Annotated in this window: 20 protein-coding genes; 9 read left to right on the top strand and 11 right to left on the bottom strand. The window is 63.7% G+C overall.

Translation table 11 applies throughout. From position 1 onward, the window contains the following. Window positions 1-41 precede the first annotated feature (41 nt). The 5 genes from dapA to WG899_RS03175 form a co-directional block, all read right to left on the bottom strand. Window positions 42-923, bottom strand: coding sequence for a 4-hydroxy-tetrahydrodipicolinate synthase (gene dapA, locus WG899_RS03195; RefSeq protein ID WP_339594161.1), 882 nt, complete (start codon window positions 921-923; stop codon window positions 42-44). 30 nt (window positions 924-953) lie between these two features. Next, window positions 954-1520 carry a class I SAM-dependent methyltransferase gene (locus WG899_RS03190; protein WP_339594160.1) on the bottom strand — a complete coding sequence of 189 codons (567 nt, stop codon included), beginning with the start codon at window positions 1518-1520 and terminating at the stop codon, window positions 954-956. 5 nt (window positions 1521-1525) lie between these two features. Next, entirely contained in the window at window positions 1526-1678 is a 153-nt protein-coding gene (locus WG899_RS03185; RefSeq protein WP_339594159.1) for a hypothetical protein, read from the bottom strand. 5 nt (window positions 1679-1683) lie between these two features. Beyond that, window positions 1684-2928, bottom strand: coding sequence for an MFS transporter (locus WG899_RS03180; protein WP_339594158.1), 1245 nt, complete (start codon window positions 2926-2928; stop codon window positions 1684-1686). Between the two features lie 95 nt (window positions 2929-3023). Continuing rightward, window positions 3024-4352 (bottom strand): amidohydrolase family protein, encoded by a 1329-nt coding sequence (locus WG899_RS03175; protein ID WP_339594157.1) that lies wholly within the window; start codon window positions 4350-4352, stop codon window positions 3024-3026. A 64-nt stretch (window positions 4353-4416) separates the two neighbouring features. On the opposite strand from WG899_RS03175, the gene WG899_RS03170 reads away from it, so the two are divergent. Genes WG899_RS03170 through bla form a run of 5 tightly spaced genes read left to right on the top strand, consistent with a single transcriptional unit; the run spans window position 4417 to window position 10880 of the window. Beyond that, window positions 4417-6420, top strand: a complete 2004-nt coding sequence (locus tag WG899_RS03170; protein ID WP_339594156.1) for a DNA topoisomerase IV subunit B — start codon at window positions 4417-4419, stop codon at window positions 6418-6420. Continuing rightward, a complete protein-coding gene (locus tag WG899_RS03165; protein ID WP_339594155.1) occupies window positions 6417-6950 on the top strand; it encodes a GNAT family N-acetyltransferase in 534 nt (177 codons plus the stop codon). Before WG899_RS03170 ends, WG899_RS03165 begins: the two co-directional genes overlap by 4 nt. Continuing rightward, window positions 6947-7642 carry a lytic transglycosylase domain-containing protein gene (locus WG899_RS03160; protein WP_339594154.1) on the top strand — a complete coding sequence of 232 codons (696 nt, stop codon included), beginning with the start codon at window positions 6947-6949 and terminating at the stop codon, window positions 7640-7642. The genes WG899_RS03165 and WG899_RS03160 overlap by 4 nt, the downstream gene beginning before the upstream one ends. Further along, the gene (parC, locus tag WG899_RS03155) at window positions 7639-9969 is read left to right on the top strand and encodes a DNA topoisomerase IV subunit A (RefSeq protein WP_339594153.1); all 2331 of its coding nucleotides are present in this window, start codon (window positions 7639-7641) and stop codon (window positions 9967-9969) included. Before WG899_RS03160 ends, parC begins: the two co-directional genes overlap by 4 nt. After that, on the top strand, window positions 9966-10880 hold the full coding sequence (gene bla, locus WG899_RS03150; protein ID WP_339594152.1) for a class A beta-lactamase: 915 nt from the start codon (window positions 9966-9968) through the stop codon (window positions 10878-10880). Before parC ends, bla begins: the two co-directional genes overlap by 4 nt. Here the strand turns inward: bla and WG899_RS03145 are convergent. The 4 genes from WG899_RS03145 to WG899_RS03130 form a co-directional block, all read right to left on the bottom strand. Next, entirely contained in the window at window positions 10854-12224 is a 1371-nt protein-coding gene (locus WG899_RS03145) for a phenylacetate--CoA ligase family protein (protein WP_339594151.1), read from the bottom strand. The two genes, bla and WG899_RS03145, sit on opposite strands and share 27 nt — an antisense overlap. Beyond that, window positions 12199-14079 (bottom strand): PHA/PHB synthase family protein, encoded by a 1881-nt coding sequence (locus WG899_RS03140; protein WP_339594150.1) that lies wholly within the window; start codon window positions 14077-14079, stop codon window positions 12199-12201. The genes WG899_RS03145 and WG899_RS03140 overlap by 26 nt, the downstream gene beginning before the upstream one ends. A 188-nt stretch (window positions 14080-14267) precedes the next feature. Then, entirely contained in the window at window positions 14268-14726 is a 459-nt protein-coding gene (locus tag WG899_RS03135; RefSeq protein WP_339594149.1) for a CYTH domain-containing protein, read from the bottom strand. Window positions 14727-14739: 13 nt separating this feature from the next. Beyond that, a complete protein-coding gene (locus tag WG899_RS03130) occupies window positions 14740-15780 on the bottom strand; it encodes a quinone-dependent dihydroorotate dehydrogenase (RefSeq protein ID WP_339594148.1) in 1041 nt (346 codons plus the stop codon). Between the two features lie 100 nt (window positions 15781-15880). Between WG899_RS03130 and WG899_RS03125 the strand changes: the two genes are divergently transcribed. The 3 genes from WG899_RS03125 to WG899_RS03115 all read left to right on the top strand — a co-directional run bounded on the left by WG899_RS03125 (window position 15881) and on the right by WG899_RS03115 (window position 19222). Further along, window positions 15881-17005, top strand: a complete 1125-nt coding sequence (locus tag WG899_RS03125) for a 3-deoxy-7-phosphoheptulonate synthase (protein WP_339594147.1) — start codon at window positions 15881-15883, stop codon at window positions 17003-17005. A gap of 187 nt (window positions 17006-17192) precedes the next feature. Continuing rightward, window positions 17193-17663 carry a DUF2141 domain-containing protein gene (locus tag WG899_RS03120; protein WP_339594146.1) on the top strand — a complete coding sequence of 157 codons (471 nt, stop codon included), beginning with the start codon at window positions 17193-17195 and terminating at the stop codon, window positions 17661-17663. 17 nt (window positions 17664-17680) lie between these two features. Continuing rightward, window positions 17681-19222, top strand: a complete 1542-nt coding sequence (locus WG899_RS03115) for a carotenoid oxygenase family protein (protein WP_339594145.1) — start codon at window positions 17681-17683, stop codon at window positions 19220-19222. 22 nt (window positions 19223-19244) lie between these two features. Here WG899_RS03115 and WG899_RS03110 read toward each other — a convergent pair whose 3' ends face one another. After that, window positions 19245-19517, bottom strand: coding sequence for a hypothetical protein (locus WG899_RS03110; protein WP_339594144.1), 273 nt, complete (start codon window positions 19515-19517; stop codon window positions 19245-19247). Between the two features lie 225 nt (window positions 19518-19742). Between WG899_RS03110 and rpiA the strand changes: the two genes are divergently transcribed. Further along, on the top strand, window positions 19743-20405 hold the full coding sequence (rpiA, locus tag WG899_RS03105; protein WP_339594143.1) for a ribose-5-phosphate isomerase RpiA: 663 nt from the start codon (window positions 19743-19745) through the stop codon (window positions 20403-20405). Window positions 20406-20454: 49 nt separating this feature from the next. Here the strand turns inward: rpiA and WG899_RS03100 are convergent, their stop codons facing one another. Next, window positions 20455-22011: a methyl-accepting chemotaxis protein gene (locus WG899_RS03100; RefSeq protein ID WP_339594142.1), complete on the bottom strand. Its 1557-nt coding sequence runs from the start codon at window positions 22009-22011 to the stop codon at window positions 20455-20457. Window positions 22012-22127: the final 116 nt, after the last annotated feature.

The raw sequence follows: 22127 nt of genomic DNA, 5'->3' as shown, positions 1-22127 counted from the left end.
GGATTAGAGCAGACTGGCGGCCCGGAACCACAGAACCGGGTTCAAAGCAGCCCGGCTTCTTGCATGGCCTTGCCTACGCTGTCCTGTCCGGCCGCGGTCAGCGGGGTGATCGGCAGGCGCATCGCGTTCTGGCAGCGACCCAGGCGGGACAGGGCCCACTTGGTCGGCGCCGGGCTCGATTCGCAGAACAATTGCTTGTGCAGGCCCAGCAACTCAAAGTGAATGCGGGTGGCTTCGCGCACATCGCCGGCCAGGGCCGCGCGGCAGAGTTCGCTCATCGCACGCGGCGCGACGTTGGCAGTCACGCTGACATTGCCATGGCCGCCCAGCAGCATCAAGGCAACTGCGGTGCCATCGTCACCCGAGTAGATCGAGAAACCCTTGGGTGCGTGCTTGATCAGGTAGGCCGCGCGCTCGATATTGCCGGTCGCTTCCTTGATGCCAAACACACCCGGCAGCTGCGCACAGCGCAGCGTCGTTTCCGGCTGCATATCGGCCACAGTGCGGCCGGGCACGTTGTAGAGCATCATCGGGATGTCCACGGCCTCGGCAATCGCCTTGTAGTGCTGATAGATGCCTTCTTGCGAGGGCTTGTTGTAGTAGGGTACGACGGACAAGGTGCAGTCGGCGCCGACTTCCTTGGCGTAACGGCTCAGCTCGATGGCTTCGGCGGTGCAGTTGGCGCCGGTGCCAGCCATGATGGTGACGCGGCCTGCCGCGTGTTCCACCGCAGCGCGGATGACCTCGCGGTTTTCTTCCATGCTGACGGTCGGCGACTCACCGGTGGTGCCGACCACGCAGACGCAGTTGGTGCCTTCGGCGATGTGCCAGTCGATCAGTTTGCGCAGCGTGGGGTAGTCGATGCTGCCGTCTTCTTGCATCGGTGTCACCAAGGCGACGATGCTGCCAACAAGTCCGTTCATTGCGAGTTCCTATTTATCCGTCGATTCTACTCAGGCCAAAGGGCTCTCGGCCTGGTCGAGCGTGTAGCGCTGGAAATCCCCATCCGGTAGATCCCGAACGGCAGCAACGCGCTGCACAAAGCGTGGGTTGACCGCCATCGCCTCAAAGCCGTCTTCGAAGGCCACGATGCTGAGGCCCGCGCAGGCGTCCAGTAACTCGCCGGTCTTCAGCAAAAACTCGGGCCGGGCCGGCCGGCCTATGCTTTGCTGGCCCTGGGCGAAGGTTTCGTAAATCAGCCAGCCGCCGGGCGCCACCGCGGCCTTGATGCGCGGAATCAGCGGGCGCCATAGGTAGTTGGTCACCAGCACCAGGTCGAACTGGCGCTCGCCCAGCGGCCAGGGGCCGTTTTCGATATCGGCGGTGATGATTTCCGCCATGCTTTCTAGCCCTGCGGTGGCTGCGGCGTCGATGTCCACGCCGGTCACCTGCATGCCCAAGCCCGCCAGGTGGCGCACATGGCGGCCGCTGCCGCAGGCCAGATCAAGCGCAGTAGCGCCGGGGCGGGTGGCTTGCGCCCAGCGCAACAGCCATTTGGAGGGGAGGGAAGTGGAACTCATCGTACTCAGAAACAGGCCCAGATCTGCTCGGAAAGACTGACCATCAGGCCGGGTTGGAAATAGGCCGCAAACACCAGCGCCAAGGCCAGCAGAACCATGGTCCAAAGCAGCAGGCGATTCGGCTTGCTGCGCTTATTGTCGCCGTCCACGAAAGGCATGGCCGTCAGGCGCCGGCCGGGCGTTGCGCCGCGCCGGCCAAGGGGCGGGGGATCGCGCCCTCGCGTACCGGCAAATTAACCAGCGCCGCCATCACGCCCAGGGCCACGGCCAACCACCAGACCAGTTCATAGCTGCCCGTGGTGTCGTACAGCCGCCCGCCCAGCCAGACGCCCAGAAAACTACCGACCTGGTGGCTGAGGAAGACAAAGCCGCTCAGCATCGACATGTGTTGTAGGCCAAACATCTGCGCCAGCACCGCATTGGTCGGCGGAATGGTGGACAGCCACAGCAGCCCCATCACGCCGGAAAACACATAGACCGAGGCCGGGGTCAGCGGCAGGGTCAGAAAAGCGATGATGGCCAGCGAGCGCAGCGCGTAGATGCAGGACAGGATGTAGCGCTTCGGAAAACGCTGGCCCAAGGCACCGGCCGCATAGGTGCCAAACACATTGAACAAACCGATCAGGGCCAGCGCATAGGTGGCGACCTGGGGGCTCATGCCCTGGTCCTTCAGGTAGCTGGGCATGTGCACGCCAATGAAGACAACCTGAAAGCCGCAGACAAAATAGCCCGCCATCAAGAGCTGAAAGCGGCGGTAGCCAAAGGCCTCGCGCAAGGCCTGCATGATGCTTTGCGGCTGGGCGTGCGGGTTGGCTGCGCGGGCTGGTTCGCGCAGGCCGAAAGCCAGCGGCACGATGATCAGTGCCGCGCAGGCCAGGATGAACAAGGCGTTTTGCCAACCGCTGTAGGCGATCAGCCAGTTCTCCACCGGCACCATCAGGAATTGCCCAAAGGAGCCTGCCGCAGCCGCCACGCCCATGGCCCATGAGCGCTTTTCCGCCGCGACCGTGCGGCCGATGACGCCGTAAATCACCGCATAGGTGGTGCCCGACTGGGCAATGCCAATCAGCAGCCCCGCGCTGCCGGTGAAGGCCAGCCCCGAGGTGGACAGCGCCATCAGCAGCAGGCCCAGCGCATACAGCAGGCCGCCGGCCATCAGAATGCGGAAAGGACCGAAACGATCCGCCAGCATGCCGGTGAAGGGGCCGGCGATGCCCCAAGCGATGTTTTGCACCGCCAGCGCGAAGGCAAAGGTCTCGCGCGTCCAGCCCCGGTCCATGGTGATGGGCTGCAACCACAGACCAAAGCCATGGCGTATGCCCATCGAGACAGTGACGATCAAGGCGCCGCACAGCAGCACCTGGAACATCGACAGTTGGGCAGGGGCTGTTTTGGGGTTCGAATGCATGGGGACCAATGTAGCCAAGATTGAGTGACCTTGTCTGTCACCGGATTGACTTTGCAGCGGCTGTCGCTGCTGCCGGCGGATGGTTCAGCGGCGCCCTAGGGACTGCTCAGCAAGCGCCCCTGTTTGACCCGCAGCTGAATGCGGCTCAAGGCTTCAAGATCCTGCAGCGGATTGGCGGCAAGCAGCAGAAAGCTGGCCTCACAGCCGGCTTCGAAGCAGGCCAGGCGGCGCTTGGGGAACAAGGCATGTGGTGTGTCGATGCTGGCGATGCGCAGCAAGCTGGCGCGGTCCAGCACGCCCAGGCCGTCCAGGTGGCGCAATTCGGCCAGGGCTGTGCCATTGAACAGGTCGGAGCCGAGCAGCAAGGGCGTGCCGGCGGCCTTCAGCGTTTGCAGGTTGTCGACTTGCAAGCGGCGCACCGCGGCCTGCGTTTCGACCGGCATCCGAAACAGCGTGCTGGAGACGGTGGCGGTGATCACCGCCGTTTTGCGCTTGCTGGCCTCGGCGGCGGCCTCGGGGCTGATGCGGTAGGCCTCGGGGTTCACGCCATCGTGAAAGACATAGCCGGGCAGGTGGGCCAGCCAATCGGCGCCGGACTGCACCGCCAAGGCGAAGTCGGCCGCCGTGTCGACATGGGCGATCAGGCGCAGGCCATCATGGTGGGAGCGCTTGGCGATGGCCGGGACCAACTCGGGCCTCAGGCCCAGGCGGCCTTGCTGCTTGGGCTCGGCGCGCAACTCGGGGCTTTCGCTACGGCTGATCATTACCTTGACCAGATCGGTCTTGCGCGGCCCGACCAGATTCCATTTCTGGTTCAGTTGCTCCGGTGTGTCGATGATCAGCAAGGCCTTGTCGGCGAAGTCCTCCAGCTTGGGCTTGGGCGAGCCGGGCGCCGGCTCTTCGGCCAGCAACTGCGCCAGCGGCATGCCGTCGGACGAGGTGATGCAGGCGCTGGTGAACAGCACATCGGGTCCGGCCGCCTGGCCGGCCAAAGCGCGCGCGGCGGCCACGCCCTTCGGCTCGCCGCATTGCATGGCGGCGTAGAACACGCCGTCACGCAGATAGTTGTTCGCATAGCGCCCCCAGGCCCAGGCGTTTTGCAGATTGTGGTTATGCGCCTCGGCCAGCGGCGGCAGCAAAAATTGGCCTTGCAGGTCCATGCGGCGCTGCGGTTTGGGGATTTTTTGTTGCGTGAACTTGCCGTCTTTGACGTAGAGCGTGCCTTTGCGAAAGCCCTTGCCGTCAAACCATTGGGCGTTTTTCAACTCCATGGTGAGCGCCGGGCCGGCTGTATAAACCGGCGCCTCGGGCTGGGCTTGCGCCGCGCCGGGGCAAAGGGCGGCTGTAGTGAAGAGGCTGAGTCCGGCCAGCAGGGCCTGCCGGAAGCGGCTGAAGAGGGCGAAACAAGGGGAGCGGGGCGTCATAGGCTTGCCATGCTAGCGGGTGTCGGGAAGCTGCCTCGGGAACGCCCGCCTAGAATCCCGCCCCATGGCGACCAGCAAAGCAACCTCCTCCTCCAGCAATACCCCGACCCTTGGCTCCTATGGCGAGGGTTCGATCCGCGTGCTCAAGGGCTTGGAGCCCGTCAAGCAGCGGCCGGGCATGTACACCCGCACCGACAACCCGCTGCACACGATCCAGGAAGTGATCGACAACGCGGCCGACGAGGCCTTGGCCGGCTTCGGCAAGCGCATTGACCTGATCCAGCACAGTGATGGCTCGGTGTCGATTGCCGACGACGGCCGCGGTATTCCCTTCGGCCTGCACCCCGAAGAAGGCGTGCCGGTGGTCGAGATCGTCTTCACCCGCCTGCATGCCGGCGGCAAGTTCGACAAGGGCTCGGGCGGCGCCTATAGCTTCTCGGGCGGCCTGCACGGCGTTGGCGTCAGCGTCACCAATGCCTTGGCCAAGCGCCTGGAAGTGACCGTCTGGCGCGGCGGCGAGGTGGCCACGCTGGCCTTTGAGAACGGCGATGTGGTCGAGGCCGTGGCGGTGCGTAAGGCCGAGCGCGGCGACCGCAAGCAGGGCACGACGGTACGCGTCTGGCCCGATGCCAAGTATTTTGAAAGCGCTGACCTGCCCAAGAACGAGCTGGTGCACCTGCTGCGCAGCAAGGCGGTGCTGATGCCGGGCGTGATCGTCACGCTGACGAATGAGAAGTCCGGTGATGTGCAGACCTGGTCATACAAGGGCGGCCTGCGTGACTATTTGCAGCAGACCTTGACGGCTGAACCGCTGATCCCGCTGTTTGAAGGCGAACAATATGCCGGCCGCAGCGAGACCGAGAACTTCGCCGAAGGCGAGGGCGCCGCTTGGTGCGTGGCCTTCACCGAAGAGGGTCAGACCATGCGCGAAAGCTATGTCAACCTGATCCCCACGGTTGCGGGCGGCACGCATGAGTCGGGTCTCAAAGACGGCCTCTTTGGTGCCATCAAGAGCTTTATCGAGCTGCACAGCCTGCTGCCCAAGGGCGTCAAGCTGATGCCGGACGATGTGTTCTCGCGCGCCAGCTTCGTGCTCTCGGCCAAGGTGCTGGATCCGCAATTCCAGGGTCAGACCAAGGAACGCCTGAACAGCCGCGACGCGCTGCGTCTGGTCTCCACCTATGTGAAGCCGGGCTTGGAGCTGTGGCTGAACCAGCATGTCGAGTTCGGCAAGAAACTGGCCGAGCTGGTCATCAAACAGGCGCAGACCCGCCAGCGCGCCTCGCAAAAGGTGGAGAAGCGCAAAGGCTCGGGTGTTGCCGTCTTGCCGGGCAAGCTGACCGATTGCGAAAGCCGCGATCTGCTGCACAACGAAATCTTCCTGGTCGAGGGCGACTCGGCCGGCGGCAGCGCCAAGATGGGCCGCAACAAAGAAACCCAGGCCATCCTGCCGCTGCGCGGCAAGGTGCTCAACACCTGGGAAGTGGAACGCGACCGACTGTTCGCCAACAACGAAATTCACGACATCTCGGTGGCCCTGGGCGTGGACCCGCATGGCAAAAACGACTCGCCCGATCTGAGCGGCCTGCGCTACGGCAAGGTCTGCATCCTCTCGGACGCGGACGTGGACGGCTCGCACATCCAGGTCTTGCTTTTGACCCTGTTCTTCCGTCACTTCCCCAAGCTGGTGGAAGCCGGCCACATCTTTGTGGCCCGCCCACCGCTCTACCGGGTGGATGCACCGGCCCGTGGCAAAAAGCCCGCCGCCAAGATCTATGCGCTGGACGAGGGCGAGCTGACCGCCACGCTGGACAAGTTGCGCAAGGAAGGCGCCCGTGAAGGCTCTTGGAGCATCAGCCGCTTCAAAGGCCTGGGTGAGATGAGCGCCACCCAGTTGTGGGACACCACGCTGAATCCCGAGACCCGGCGCCTGAGCACCATCGCCTATGGCCAACTCGATTTGGCCGAGACCGAGGTGGCCATCAACAAGCTGATGGGCAAGGGTGAGGCATCGTCACGCCGCGAGTTGATGGAAATCCATGGCGACTCGGTGGAAGTCGATATATGAGCACGCCGCGAGTCCATCTGCGTCCGACCATGTTGTCGGACCTGGACTTTGTGGTCTCGGTCGAGCAAGACGGCAGCAACCGGCCCTTCATCACGCCTTGGGAGCGCACCCAGCACGAAGGCGCGGTGCGTTTTCCAGACTTTCGGCACTTCATCATCGAGGCGGGGCCGGATTCGGCGCGCGCCGGCTTTGTGATCTTTCAAGGCTGCCGCAATCCGCATGGTTCGGTGGAGCTGAAGCGCATCGTCTTGGCACCCAAAGGCCAGGGCCTGGGTCGGGCCTGTGTGCGCTTGTTGAAAAGGCTGGCCTTCACGCAGCTGCATGCCCATCGCTTTTGGCTGGATGTGAAAGCACTCAATACCCGTGCCTTGAAGCTTTACGCCAGCGAAGGCTTTGTGGAAGAGGGCCGTCTGCGCGAAAGCGTGCGGGTCAATTTGGACGGCGCCGATGGCTATGACAGCCTGATCGTCATGTCCATGCTGGACCGCGAGTATCAAGCCCGCCTGGCCTTGGGCGAGGAGGGCGAGTGAAGTCTTCCCGATTTGCGATGGGCGCCGCCGCGCTGGCTCTGGCCTTGCCCGTGCAAGCTGAGCTTTGGGGTTATGTTGACGCCCAGGGCATGGCGCATCTGGCCACACGCCAGATCGACGGCGCCTACAACTTGGTGCTGGGTGCGGCCCATGCGTCCCAAGGCCGGGTGCCCGGCAAGCAAGACAGCAGCCAGCATTTGCTGACCTGGCTGGAGATTGCCCCCGAGGTCAAATCGGTGCAGCCCTATTTGCGCGAAGCCGCTGCGCAGACCGGCGTGGACATGGCCTTGTTGAAGGCGGTGATCACCGTCGAGTCAGGCTACAGGCGCAATGCGGTGTCGCCGCGCGGCGCTATGGGCCTGATGCAAATCACCCCCGTCGCGGCGGCTCGTTATGCCAGCTTGACCGAACGCTTGCGCCCGGTCGAAGAGCGATTGCTCGACCCGCGCATCAATGTCTTGACCGGCGCGCGCATGCTCGCCGATTTGATCAAACGATTTGGCCGCATTGATGCGGCCTTGGCGGCCTGGAACGCCGGTGAAGGCGCGGTGCGCCGTGCCGGCGGCGTGGTGCCGCCGATTGATGAAACCCAAGCCCATGTTCATCTGGTGCTGGAGCTGTATTGGGCCTTGCTGCAACACGGCATGCCCGCTCAAGCCCAGCATCTGACGATTCACTCTGACAAACCATGACTCAGCAGACCTCGATTTTTGACGCCCCGCCGCCCAGCGATGACCCCGATGCCTTGACCCTGGGCCATTACGCCGAGCGAGCCTATCTGGAGTACGCCCTCAGCGTGGTCAAGGGCCGCGCCTTGCCCGATGTCTGCGATGGCCAAAAGCCGGTGCAGCGCCGCATTCTGTATTCGATGGAGCGCATGGGCCTGGCCTTTACCGGCACGGCCGGTGCCAAGCCGGTCAAGGGTGCCCGCGTGGTCGGTGATGTCTTGGGCCGCTTCCACCCGCACGGCGACCAGTCGGTCTACGACGCCTTGGTGCGCATGGCGCAGGACTTCTCGCAGCGCTATCCGCTGATCGACGGTCAAGGAAATTTCGGTAGCCGCGATGGCGACGGCGCGGCGGCCATGCGTTACACCGAAGCGCGCTTGGCGCCGATTGCGCGCCTGCTGCTCGATGAAATCGACGAAGGCACGGTGGACTTCGCGCCCAACTACGACGGTTCCACCGAAGAGCCGCGCCAGTTGCCAGCGCGCCTGCCTTTTGTGCTCTTGAATGGCGCCAGCGGTATCGCGGTGGGCATGGCCACCGAAGTGCCCAGCCACAATCTGCGCGAGGTGGCGGCGGCCGCCGTGGCGCTGCTGAAGAACGAGAACCTCAGCGACGAAGACCTGTTCACCTTGCTGCCCGGCCCGGACTATCCCGGCGGCGGCCAGCTGATCAGCTCGGCGGACGACATCCGCGCTGCCTACCAAAGCGGCCGTGGCAGCATGAAGCTGCGTGCGCGTTGGAAGATCGAAGACCTGGCCCGCGGTCAGTGGCAATTGATCGTCACCGAATTGCCGCATGGCACCAGCAGCCAAAAGGTGCTGGAAGAGATCGAAGAGCTGTCCAACCCCAAGGTCAAGGCCGGCAAAAAGGCGCTCAGCCAGGAGCAGTTGCAGCTCAAGGCCAGCCTCTTGGCGGTCTTGGACGGCGTGCGCGATGAGTCCAGCAAGGACGCGCCGGTGCGCCTGGTCTTCGAGCCCAAGAGCCGCACGGTCGAGCAGCAAGACCTGATCACCACGCTCTTGGCGCACACCAGCCTGGAGACCTCGGCCTCGATCAATATGACCATGATCGGCGCCGATGGTCGGCCCACGCTGAAAAGCATGCGCCAGATCCTCAGCGAGTGGCTGGGTTACCGACAGCAGACGGTGCAGCGCCGCACCCAGCATCGTTTGGCCAAGGTGCTGGACCGCATCCATGTGCTGGAAGGCCGGCAGCTGGTGCTACTCAATATCGACGAGGTCATCCGCATCATCCGCAACAGCGATGAGCCCAAGGCGGCGCTGATTGATCGCTTCAAGCTCAGCGATCGGCAGGCCGAGGACATTCTTGAAATCCGCTTGCGCCAGTTGGCGCGGCTGGAAGCGATCAAGATCGAGCAGGAGTTGAAGACCCTGCGCGAGGAACAGGCCAAGCTGGAAGACATCCTGGCCAACCCCGGCGTCTTGAAGCGCACCGTCATCAAGGAAATCGAGGCCGACGCCAAACAGTTTGGCGACGATCGCCGCACCTTGATTCAGGAAGAGAAAAAGGCGATTGCCGAAGTCCGCATCGTCGACGAGCCGGTGACGGTGGTGGTCAGCATCAAGGGTTGGGTGCGTGCGCTCAAGGGCCATGAAATCGACCCCGCGGCCCTGGCCTTCAAGAGCGGTGACCAACTCTACGGCACCTTCCCTTGCCGCAGCGTCGATCCGCTGATCGTCTTTGGCAACAACGGCCGGGTCTACTCGGTGCCGGTCTCGGTCTTGCCGGGCGGGCGCGGTGACGGCCAACCGATCACCACCTTGATTGAGCTGGAAAGTGGCAGCCAGATTGCGCATTACTTCGCCGGCAGCGCCACGCAGCGCTTGGTTTTGGCCGGCACCGGTGGCTTTGGCTTGATTGCCCAAGTGGGCGATTTGGTCGGCCGCCAAAAAGCGGGCAAGACCTTTCTGAGCCTGGAAGGGCAGGAGCAACCCTTGCCGCCGGCCGCCGTGCCGGTGGGCGAGGTGGCGGGCGTGCAACTGGCTTGTTTGAGCTTGAACGGCCGCTTGCTGACCTATGCGCTGGATGAGCTGAAACACCAGCCCAAGGGCGGCCGCGGCCTGACCTTGGTGGATCTTGAAGACAAGGACGCGCTGCTGAGCGTGGCGGCCTTCACCCAGAGCCTCTTGGTGGTTGGCACCGGTCGCGGCGCCAAGCCTAAGGAAGAAGTGCTCAAGGGCGTGGGCCTGGCCAGTTATGCCGGCAAGCGTGCGCGCAAGGGCAAGGCAGTGGAAGCCTTCCAAAAGGTCTTGCGAGTACTGGCGCCTTGAGCCCCTTGTCCGGTATAAATCGGCGGCGCCTGCTGCAGGGCGGGGCCTTGCTGGGCCTGCCGCTGGGCATAAGCCCCTCGGCCTGGGCCGTTGAATCTGTGCAAGAAGCTTGCCGCCGCTTGGAGGCTCAGGTCGGCGGGCAGCTCGGCGTGTTCGCTTTGCACACCGGTACCCGGCTGCAATTCGGCTACCGCGCCGAGCAGCGCTTTGCCATGTGCTCCACCTTCAAGTTGCTTTTGGCTGGGGCGGTTCTGGCGCGCATCGACGCCGGCCAGTTGCGGCCCGATCAGCGGGTGCGCTTCGGCCCCCGCGATATGGTGCCGCATGCCCCGGTGACCGGTGCGCTGCTGGAGTCAGGCACGGTTTCGGCCTCGCTGAGCGTGCTGGACTTGTGCGCGGCCATCCTGCTGGAGAGCGACAACCCGGCAGCCAATTTGCTGCTGCCCTTGGTGGGCGGACCACCGGGCTTGACACGCTTTTTCCGGGAGTTGGGTGACACCGAAACTCGGCTGGACCGGATCGAACCAGCGCTCAACAGCAATCTGCCCGATGACCCGCGCGACACCAGCACGCCGGCCAGTTATGTGGCCCTGATGGATCGGCTCTTGTGCAGTGACTTTTTGTCGGACGCGGCGCGGCAGCAGTTGCTGGTGTGGATGAATGAGACCGAGACCGGGCTGGGCCGTTTGCGCGCCGGCGCCCCAAAAGACTGGCCGGCTGGCGACAAGACCGGCACCGGGGCGAATGGGGCCGTCAATGATGTGGCGATCTTTTTGCCGCCCAAGCAAGCGCCGATTCTGATGGCGGTGTTCATGAACGGGTCCAGCCAGACTGTGCCCGCCCTGAATGCTGTGCATGCCGAACTGGCCGAGCGCGTCTTGGCCTTACTGTCCGGCAGCGCCCCCGCTTGAGGGCAGGGCGCTGATGCGCTTGTGTTTGCCGCTGCGGCCGAGTTGGCGCGGGTCGCCGACCCGGATGCTGAGCCGCTGTGGCGCGCCACCTTGTTGCGCGATGAAACGCTTCAAGTCGCGTCGATAAAGCTCGCGTGCCTGCGGGCTTTTGTCTGCGTTCGGCCCCAGGCTCAACTGCAGCCCGGTCTTGGTTTGCTGAAGCTGAAAATCGAACAGGCCGGCATCCTCCTCCAGCACCGTGCTCAAGGCCAGCGGCAGCAGGGTAACGTGGGGCGGGATCGAACCCTGGCCGCCAAGACCCGCGATGCTGAGCATATCGTCGCGCCGGCCCTGCACTTCGATGACGGGCAGGGCCGAGCCACAAGCGCAGGGGCGCGGATCGAGCGTGATGCTGTCGCCGATGTCGAAACGGATCAAGGGTTGGGCGTGGTTGGCCAGATTGGTCAGCAAGGTTGTGTGCGAAGCCTGGCCGGCCGGCGTGGCTTGGCCTTGTGCATCGACCGGTTCCAGAATCACCCAGTCGGCGTTGACGTGCAGATGGCCCTTTGCACATTCCCAGGCGATCGGCAAAAACTCCGAGGCACCATAGCTGTTGCGCAGCGGGCAGCCGAAGGCCGCCTCGATGCGGCTGCGCATGGCGGTACTGAGGGTCTCGCCACCAGTCCAGATTTCTTGTGGGTGGCACCGCAGCGCGCCTCGCTCAAGCTCTTGCGCCAAGAGCAGGGCCGCCGTGGGATAGGTGGCAATGATGCTGGGCATGAAACTATTCAACTGCTGAACCAATGCGCTGGCCGCTTGCAGAATCGAGAAGCTGCGCCATTGCGTGGTCAGCCAGGGCTGCTTTTTCCGCAGCCGCTGCACCGAGACATGGCTGGCGAAATGCCCGTCGATGGCGCCGACAAAAGCAAAGCGCTCCGTCAGATAGAGCGGGTCCCAGAGCCGAGCCCAGGGCCGAGGTGTTTGGCGGCGTGTGGCTTCCAGTTGTTCGTAGACGGCCATGGCCGCCGCGTCATGCACATAGATGCCGGGCTGGCCGCTGCTGCCCGAACTTTCCCAGACCGTGTAGCGGCCGAGGTAGGGCTCGGCGATGCGACTCGGGTCGCGGCAAAAGGCTTGCAATTCGCTCAGGCGCAGTTGCGGGTCGCCGACATGCTGCTCAAAGCGCTGCATCAGCGCCGATTTGCTGATCACCGGCAGATCGCGCAAGGCGATCTGATCGAGCGTGCGCCCTTTCAGTAGCGCCCCGTAAAAGGGGCAGGCCATGGCCGCCCGCAGCAGCGCCTGCAGACGCTGGGACTGGCAGGCGCTGAGCGGCTGCTCAGTCTGAATAGCATTGGCGCACATAGTCGCCCGGCGCATCGCCCAGGTCTGGCGCAGGCTTGCTGCGCGCTGAGGTGGGCTTGGCGCGCCACGGTGTTGCAGCCGACGAACGCTCAGCCAACCAGTGATGCCAAGCCGGCCACCAGGAGCCGCTTTGTACCGGCAAGCGCTGCGCCCACTCTTGCTGGGGCACCCAGGCGCCATGCGCCGGTCGAGTCTCAATCCGGTAGCTGCGCCCGGCATGGCCCGGTTCGGAAATGATGCCGGCGTTGTGGCCACCGCTGGTCAGCACAAAGGTGATCTCCGCTTCGCAGAGGTGGTGCAGTTTGTAGACCGAGGCCCAAGGCGAGACGTGGTCGCGCTCGGTGCCGACCAGAAAGATCGGTGCCTCGATATCGCCCAGCGACACCGTGCGTCCATCGACCCGGTAGGCGCTGTGGGCCAGGGCGTTGTGCAGATAGAGGGCCGTCAGGTACTCATGGTGCATGCGTGCCGGCATGCGGGTGGTGTCGGCGTTCCAGTCCATCAGATCGGTGTGCGGTTCGCGCTCGCCCATCAGGTATTCGCGCATGCGGCGCGTCCACACCAAGTCGCGGGAATGCAGGAACTGGAAGGAACCCGCCATCTGATCACCGCTCAGATAGCCTTTGCCGCGGGTGATTTCGTCCAGATAGCCGATCTGGCTTTCGTCGATGAAAAGACCCAGCTCGCCCGGCTCGGAGAAGTCGGTCTGCGCCGCCAGCAGGGTCAGCGAGCGCAGTTCGGGCAAGTGCTCGGCGCCGGCCACGCCGCCTTCGTCAGCCGGAGCGCCCTTGGCGGGCTTGCCTTGCCGTGCCAGCGCCGCGGCGGCAATCGCCAGCAAGGTGCCACCCAGGCAATAGCCCATGGCGTGCACCGGGCGTGCCTTGCCGTGGCGCTTGGCGATGGTGCGCAGCGATTCAAAAATGCCCAGGCGCAGATAGTCGCTCATGCTCAGATCATGGTCGCTGGCGTCCGGGTTGCGCCAGGACAGCATATAGACCTGATGGCCTTGTTCGACCAAGTAGCGCACCATCGAGTTGTGCGGGGACAGGTCCAGGATGTAGTACTTCATGATCCAGGACGGCACGATCAGGATAGGCTCCGGATAGACCTTGTCCGTTTGCGGCGTGTAGTGGATCAGCTCAATCAGGTGGTTACGCATCACCACCTTGCCCGGCGTGATGGCCACGTCGCGGCCGGGCACCTTGCGCGCTTGAGCGGCCGTGCCTTGGGCTGATGCCTGCTGAGGAAGCTCCACGCCTGTGACATCTTCTACCCAATGCCTGAAGCCCTGTGCCAGATGGCCGCCTTGGCTCTCAATGACGTCCTGCAGCACGACCGGATTGCTGAGGAGGTAGTTGGCCGGGGCTAGTGTGTTCAACAGTTGCTTGGCGAAGAACTGCGTCATCTCGGCATGGTGGGCGCTCATGCCCGGCATCTTGGCGGCCTCGCGCCAGAAGGCCTCGCTTTGGCGAAAACCAATTCGCAGTGCGCTGAAGGGCCACTGTGACCAGGCCTCATGGCGAAAGCGCGGGTCATCATCAACGCTGCCGGTCGCCCGACCTGTTGCATCGGCTGGCGCGCCAGGGCCGGCGGGCCAGCTGTCCTTCAGCGCCTGTGTCGCCAATTGCGCGCCCAGGCTGGCCAATTCCATCTGCCGCCCCGGCGAGACGGCCAGATGCCAGGCCCAATCGGCCGTGGCCAAACCCAGCGCTACCGGGGACAGGCCCGAAGTCCAAGGCGCCGTACTGGCATGCAGCAGGCGATCCAAGCGCTGCGTCGGCAATTCTGCGGCGCGCCCGCTGCTGGCGTGGTCGCGTGGATAGTCGGCTTCCATGGGGCGGGCGGAGTCTTGCATGGCAAGGATTCTGCGAGCCTGCGCGGGGCCTTTGTTTGATACAAGGCAAGGTTGCACCAATGCCCCGGATCGGCCCAGCTTGATTGCTGGGCAGCGATCAGCATGGCTCCAAGCGCGCCGCGATGCAGGAAGATGCCCGGCAGACCAGGCTGGCCGTCGAGTGTTCGGCCAGAACGACCTGAGTCAACTTACCAACTGGTGAACGGCCTCGCCGCCAGCTGTGAGTTGAAGTAACGCGTATCGTCGGTGACTTCTTGGCCTAGCCAGGGCGGGGCCTCAAAGGCTTGCGACTCCGAACTCAGCTCAATCTCCGCCACCACCAGGCCGGCATTGGCGCCGAGGAATTCATCCACTTCCCAGTTCATGCCGCCATGCGGCACGATGCGGCGGATCTTTTCAACACAGGGGCCATCGGCCAGTTGCAGCAAGGCTTGTGCGTCGCTGACCGGAATGGCGTATTCGAACTCGGCCCGCGTGGCACCGACGCTGGCGCCCTTGATGGTCAGCCAGGCCGCATCGCCGGCAATGCGCACCCGCACCGTTCGCGCTGGGTCGCGGCTCAAATAGCCTTGGTTCAGGTATTGGCCGCTGCCTTGCTTCCAGTCCTGGCCCTGGACCAGGAACTTCCGCTCGATCTCGATGCCCATGCCGGAGCCGTCCTCAGCCGCGGGCCATAGCGGCCGCGCATTCGCTGACCAGGGCCGGGCCCTTGTAGATCAGGCCGGTGTAGACCTGCACCAGATCGGCGCCGGCTTGCAGCTTGGCGCGCGCGTCGGCGCCACTCATCACGCCGCCCACGCCGATGATGGGGTAGTTGCTGCCCAGTGCTGCGCGCAGCAGGCGAATCACGCGGTTGCTGGCCTCAAACACCGGCCTGCCCGATAAGCCGCCGGTTTCTTCGGCGTGTGGCAGGCCCTTGACCGCTTCACGCGAGATGGTGGTGTTGGTGGCGATCACACCGTCGATGCCGTTGGACTTCAGCGTTTGGGCGATCACCGAGACCTGGTCTTCGTCCAGGTCGGGCGCGATCTTCACAAACATCGGCACCTGGCGATTGGCGGCCTGTTCGAGCTTGAGCTTCTTGGCTTGCAGCGTGCTCAGCAGCGCGTCCAGCGCCTCATCGCTTTGCAGCGCGCGCAGATTCTTGGTGTTAGGGCTGGAGATATTGACGGTGATGTAGTCGGCATGCGGGAACACGCCTTCCAGGCCGATCAAATAGTCGTCCGCGGCGTTCTCAATCGGCGTGGCGGCGTTCTTGCCGATGTTCAGGCCGACCAGGCCGCCGGCCGCGCGGAAGCTGTGGGCGCGTTGCACATTGGCCAAGAAGCTGGCCAGACCTTCGTTATTGAAGCCCAGGCGGTTGATCAAGGCATCGGCCTGCGGCAGGCGGAACATGCGCGGCTTGTCATTGCCGGGCTGGCCCTTGGGCGTGACGGTGCCGACTTCGATGAAGCCAAAACCCATGGCGCCCAGACCGTCGATGCAGCGGCCGTTTTTGTCCAGACCGGCGGCCAGGCCGATGCGATTCGGGAACTTCAAGCCGGCCAGCACCAGCGGGTCTTGCACCCGGGACTGCGACCACAGGCATTGCGCCGGCGTGTTCTGCAGCTTGGCGATGGCGCCAAGTGTCAATTCATGGGCATGCTCGGGATCGAGGCCGAACAAGAAAGGGCGGGTGAGGGCGTAGGGGATCAGAGGCATGGCGGAATTGTCGCATCGCCGGTGGGCTGCTCTCGCCCGATGTCCGGCGGCGTCTCGAGATGGCCAGCGTTGATAATCGCTGCAACCCAGGAAAGCCGTGATGAAAAATCTAGACAACCCCGCCCAAGACCGCGAAGTGGGCTCTCGTGATTCGACCCAAGACAGCACGCGTACCGATGACACCCGCATTGGCGCGGTGCGGCCGCTGATCTCGCCGGCGCTCTTGTTCGACGAGTTGCCCGCGCCCGATGCCTCGCTGGCCTTGGTCGAGCAGGCCCGTGGCGACATCAGTCGCGTGCTGCATGGCCAGGATGACCGTTTGCTGGTGGTGGTGGGCCCATGCTCCATCCATGATCATGACCAGGCGATGGACTACGCCCGGCTCTTGAAGGATCTGCGAGATGAGTTGAGCCAAGATCTTTTGGTGGTGATGCGTGTCTACTTTGAGAAGCCGCGCACCACCGTCGGCTGGAAGGGCTATATCAACGACCCGCGCCTGGATGGCAGCTTCCATATGAACGAAGGCCTGCGTCTGGCGCGCAAGCTGCTGCTGGATGTGACGGCCCTGGGCCTGCCCGCCGGCACCGAGTTCCTGGACCTGCTGTCGCCGCAATACATCAGCGACTTGATTGCCTGGGGTGCGATTGGTGCGCGCACCACCGAGAGCCAAAGCCACCGGCAATTGGCCTCGGGCTTGAGCTGCCCGGTCGGCTTCAAGAACGGCACCGATGGCGGCATCAAGGTGGCCAGCGATGCAGTCTTGGCGGCGAGCGCCAGCCACGCCTTCATGGGCATGACCAAGATGGGCGCCGCGGCGATTTTTGAAACCCGCGGCAATGACGACTGCCACATCATTTTGCGCGGCGGCAAGGCGCCCAACTATGACGCCGCCTCGGTGGCGGCGGCTTGCGATGCCATGCGTTCGGCGGGTTTGCGCGAGCAGGTGATGGTGGACTTCTCGCATGCCAATTCGAGCAAGAAGTTCGAGCGCCAAATCGATGTGGGCCGCGATGTGGCGGCGCAAATCGCTGGCGGCGATGCGCGCATCACCGGCGTGATGATCGAATCGCATCTGCAGCCGGGTCGTCAGGACTTGGCCGAAGGCAAGAACAAGGCCGATCTCTTGCCCGGCGTGTCGATCACCGACGCTTGCCTGGGCTGGAGTCAGACCGAGCCGCTGCTGCGCGAACTGGCCGCGGCGGTGCGCGCGCGTCGCGGCGCTTGACGGGCTGATCGGCGAGCTTGTCTCGCCTCGCCTCGGGCGTGCTCAGCGCCCGATTTTCAACAGCCATTGGCGCCCGGTAGCGGCATCTCGCGACGCGCTGCCACCGCTTGTCGCAAGCCGCTGTTCGTCGACGAGGCAGGTTCTTAGAGTTCAGTCATCCCACCACTGAACCACAGGAATCTTCGCGATGAAAACCTCCACCAAGACTGTCGGCGCCTTGTTCGCGGCCAAGCTGCTGGCCTTGTCCGGCTTCTACGCCATGTCGGTCGGCCTGCTGGGCGCCACGCCGGCCCATGCCTTGGATATGGACTTGGCCGTCGAGGGCTTGACGCAAAGCGAGGGGCGCGTGATGGTGGCCGTGTACACCGATGCCAACAGCTGGTTGAAAAAGCCGCTTACCGGCACCAGCGTCGACGCCAGCCAGCAAATAAATGGCCGCCTTGTGATCAAGCTGCAGGACCTGCCCGAAGGCACGCTGGCCCTGAGCATCTTTCACGACGTGAATGGCAATGGCAAGCTCGACAGCAATGCCATGGGCATGCCCAAAGAGCCCTACGGCTTCTCCAACAATGCCGCCGGTAGCTTCGGCCCGCCCAAGTTCGAGAAGGCGCAGTTCGAGGCCAAGCAAGGTGCGCTGGTTTCGATTCAGTTGAACTGAGTTCGGAGCGCCCCATCATGCAAAGACGCAATCTGTTCAAGGCGGGTTTGGCTGGACTGGCCGGGCTCGGCAATCTGAGCCTCTTGCAAGAGGCGCTGGCCCTGGGCGTTATGGCGCCCGGCTTCAGCAACCTGGCGCCGGAGCTGGCGCCGCTGCAGGGCTTCAGCGGCCGCGAGATGTTTGATGCGCGTGATCTGCGCATCGAGGGCCGCTTGCCGGCGGGATTGAGTGGGGTGTATTACCGCAATGGGCCGGGTCTGATGGCACGGGGCCAGGAGCGCTACAAGCATTGGTTCGATGGCGACGGCCTGGTGCAGGCCTGGACTTTTGCCGGCGGCGCCGTGCACCACAAGGCGCGTTTTGTGCAAACCAAGAAGTTCCGCAGCGAGGCCGCCGCCGGGCGCTTTTTGCTGCCGGCATTCGGCACCAGCTTTGCCAACCAGGAATCCCGCTCGCCGGTGCGCAGCTCCGATGATGTGAACGTCGCCAATACCAGTGTGATGTTGAACGAGGGGCGTTTGTACGCGCTGTGGGAGGGCGGTAGCGCCTATGAACTGGACCCGATCAGCCTGGCCACCAAGGGGCCGCGTGTTTGGACGCCGGACTTGGCCGGTGTGCCTTTCTCCGCCCATCCCAAGGTGGAGGCGGATGGTACGGTGTGGAATTTCGGCAGCCAATCCGGGCAGATGGTGATCTACCAACTCTCGGCCCAAGGTCAGTTGTTGAACAGCCGCGTGTTCAAGATGCCGGCGGAATCGGCCATGGTGCATGACTTTGCCGTGTCACAGCGTTTTCTGGTCTTTTTGCTGGCGCCTTTGGCACTGGATATGGAGGCTGTGCGCGCGGGTTCGAGCATGTTGGAGTCGATGCGCTGGAAGGCACAAGACGCAACGACCGTCTTGGTGATCGACAAGTCCGATCTGGATCGGCGGTGGGTGCTGCAGATGCCTGCCGCGATGGTGTTCCACTTCGGCAATGCCTGGGACGATGGTTCACAGATTCATCTGGACTATGTGGAGGCGCAACCGTTCCCGGTGATCAATGCGGCCTTGAACGACATCATGACAGGCACTCGACCGAAGCAGAAGGTGTCCAGCCCGCGCTTTCTGCGCATCAGCCTGGGCGCCAGTTCTGCCAGCGGTGCAGGCGTCAATGGCGGGCGCATTGAAATGCGCTCCCGAGATGAGTCGGTTGAGTTCCCGGTGGTGGACCCACGTGTGGTGGCGCAGCGTTACCGGCATGTCTATCACCTGAACGCCATCGATACCGGTGAGCGCTGGGGCTATAACGGCTTGATGCATCTGGACATCGAAAGCGGTCGGCGTGAGCGTTTCTCTTTCGGCAATGACGTGGTGCTGGAGGAACATGTGCTGGTCCCCAAGCCGAACAGCAGTCGAGAAGGCGAGGGCTGGCTCTTGGGGCTGGGCTATGACATCAAAGCCAAGCGTTCATTCGCGTCGGTCTTCGATGCGCAAGCACTCAGTGCCGGGCTCTTGGCGCGGGTTTGGCTGCCCTACTGGGTGAGCTACGGCTTCCACGGCAAGTTCTACGCGGCTTGAAACCACACTGCCGATGCCGAACTCAAAGCTTGCGTGCGTCTAGGCTGGCGACTTGTTCGCCAGCTGGCGGCAAGGCGCTGAAGACCGGGCTGGGCTGGCTGGGCATCGAGTTTGGCGCCACTGTGTGATCCTGGCTTGCCGCCAACTCAAGCGCCTCGGTGGGCTCGAAGCTCCCCGTGCCCAAGCCCAGCAAGGTGACAAGAGCGAGCATGGCAATCCAGGCCTGCGGGTCACGGCTTAAGCAGCCGAGCTTTTGCACAGACAGCAGGGGGCTTGAGTTGGTCGTTGGCTTCATCGTCGGCGCTCCAAGGAAGTGGCGGCATCGGTGCAAGTTCACCGGCATTGGCGTTTCAATGCCATGACTGTATATGTCTACAGCTGTGTATGCAAACAGTATTTGCGTGCAACCTTGGATTCCAATGCAGGTCTTCGCGGAGTTTGTGGGGCGGGACGCAGAGCCCCCTGGTCGATAATGGCGGCCCGGCTTTCAAAGCTCCACTCCATCAGAAGTCCACACAGCATGACCCAAGACGAACTCAAAACCCTGGTTGGCCAAGCCGCTTTGCAATATGTGAAGCCCGGCAGCATTGTTGGCGTGGGCACTGGCTCCACCGTGGACAAATTCATTGACGCCTTGGCCGCCAGCGGCATCAAGGTGGCGGGTGCCGTATCCAGCTCGGTGCGTTCGACCGAACGCATGAAGGCTTTGGGCATCCCGGTGCTGGATGCGTCGGAAGTCGAAGACCTGGGCGTCTATATCGACGGCGCCGACGAGATCGACCATGCCGGCCACATGATCAAGGGTGGCGGTGCTGCCTTGACCCGCGAGAAGATCGTGGCCGATCTGGCCGAGCGCTTCATCTGCATCGCCGATGAGTCGAAGCTGGTGCAGATGTTGGGTAAGTTCCCGCTGCCGGTGGAAGTGATCCCGATGGCGGCCGCCCAAATCGCTCGCGCCTTTGCGGCGCAAGGCGGCGTGGCCACGCTGCGCGCCGGCGTGGTCACGGACAACGGCTGCCAGATCCTCGATGTGACCGGCCTTCAAGTCCGTGACCCAATGGCCTTTGAGCGCGAGGTCAACCAATGGCCGGGCGTGGTCACGGTGGGTGTGTTCGCCCGCAACCGCGCCCAGGTCTGCCTGCTGGGTACGTCTGAAGGTGTGAAGACGCTCAACTTCGTTTGAGCGGTTCGGGTTTGGCTTGTGCCTGCTGCGCAAGCCCGACCATTAGTGTCTAGCGCTGCAAGCGAAACACGCCGATGGCCTCGGACAGTCGGGAAGACTGATCCCGCAGGCTTTCGGCCGCTGCCGCCGACTCTTCCACCAAGGCCGCGTTTTGCTGCGTCATCTGATCCAACTGGGTCACTGCGGCATTGACCTGTTGGATGCCGTCGCTTTGCTCGCGGGCCGAGGCACTGATCTCGCCGATGATGTCGGAGACCCGCTGCACACTGGCGACGATTTCGCCCATGGTGCTGCCGGCGTCTTGCACCAGCCGGGTCCCGGACTCGACCCGCTCGACGCTGGCGCCGATCAGGCTTTTGATTTCACGTGCGGCTTCGGCCGAGCGCTGCGCCAGTGAGCGCACCTCGGAAGCCACCACGGCAAAGCCGCGTCCTTGCTCGCCGGCGCGGGCCGCTTCAACCGCGGCATTCAAGGCCAAGATATTGGTCTGGAAGGCGATGCCATCGATGGTGCCGATGATGTCGCTGATGCGGCGTGAACTGGCGCTGATCTCGTCCATGGTGCTGACCACCTGGCCCACCACGGCGCCGCCGCGCTGCGCCACTTCCGCGGCCGAACTGGCCAGTTGATTGGCCGTCATGGCCGAGTCGGAGGTTTGCCGCACGGTGCCGGTCAGTTGCAGCATCGAGGCTGCGGCCTGTTGCAAATTGGATGCGGTCTGCTCGGTGCGGCCGGATAGGTCATGGTTGCCGACGGCAATCTCCGCGCTGGCGGTGCCAATGCTGTCGGTCGACCCGCGCACCTGGCCGATCAGTTGTAGCAGCGAGGACTGCATGGTTTGCAGCGAGTTCATCAATTGCCCGGTCTCATCGGGCCCGCCGGCGGGGATCGGGTGACTGAGGTCGAAATGGGCAATGGCATCGGCCACGCTGACGGCCTGTTTCAGCGGTGCGGTAATCGAGCGCGTCAACCAAAAGGCCGCGGCCACGCCGAGCGCGATGGCGCTGAGCTCAAACAGAATCAAGCCGGTTTGTGCGGCTTGATTGCTGTCTTCGACGCGTCGAACCGACACGTCCAGCTCTTCGCGCTGCTGCTTGACGATCTCCTTGATGGCCTCTTGAAAACTGGCCGCTGCGGGTTGGAATTCCTGCTCAAACAGGCTGCGCGCGCGCTCAGACTCACCGGCTTTTTTGGCGGCGGTGACGGCTTCCCGGCTGGCCAGATAGCGTTTGCGCGCTTGCGAGAGCGCGTCAAACAACTCGCGCTCCTTCGGATCTATCAGCAGCTTTTCCAGGGTTTTTTGTAACTCGCCCGAGGCCTTGGTGGACTCGGCCGCGCCGGCCGCAAAGAAGTCGGCCAGATGGGGATCGCTGCTGACGGCGATGGCGGTGGTGCGATTGACGCCGTTGGTGATGTTGCGGTACCAATCGGATGCGGCGCGTTCGGTCACCAGCGTGTGTTCATACATGACCTGCGTTTCTTGCGCCACACCGCGCAAACACCACAGGCCATAGGCCGCGCCAACAAAGGAGATCGACAGGACAAGGCCGAGCACCAGAGACAAACGTTGGCCAATGCTGCGGCCGGAGAGAGAAGAGAACGACATTCGAAATAGACCTTTCAGGGGAGAGGACGCCCTCAGGCCAAGCCTGGCGTGAGGGATAAGTCCTCAGTCCATTTCGGTCATATTTCTGTCAGATTGATCGGACTTGTGCGCTGCGC

It is taken from the genome of Paucibacter hankyongi, assembly GCF_037482915.1.
Classification (GTDB): Bacteria; Pseudomonadota; Gammaproteobacteria; order Burkholderiales; family Burkholderiaceae_C; genus Paucibacter_A; species Paucibacter_A hankyongi.
Note: the sequence above shows the minus strand (reverse complement) of the source record. Positions and strands in the feature narration are given on the sequence as shown.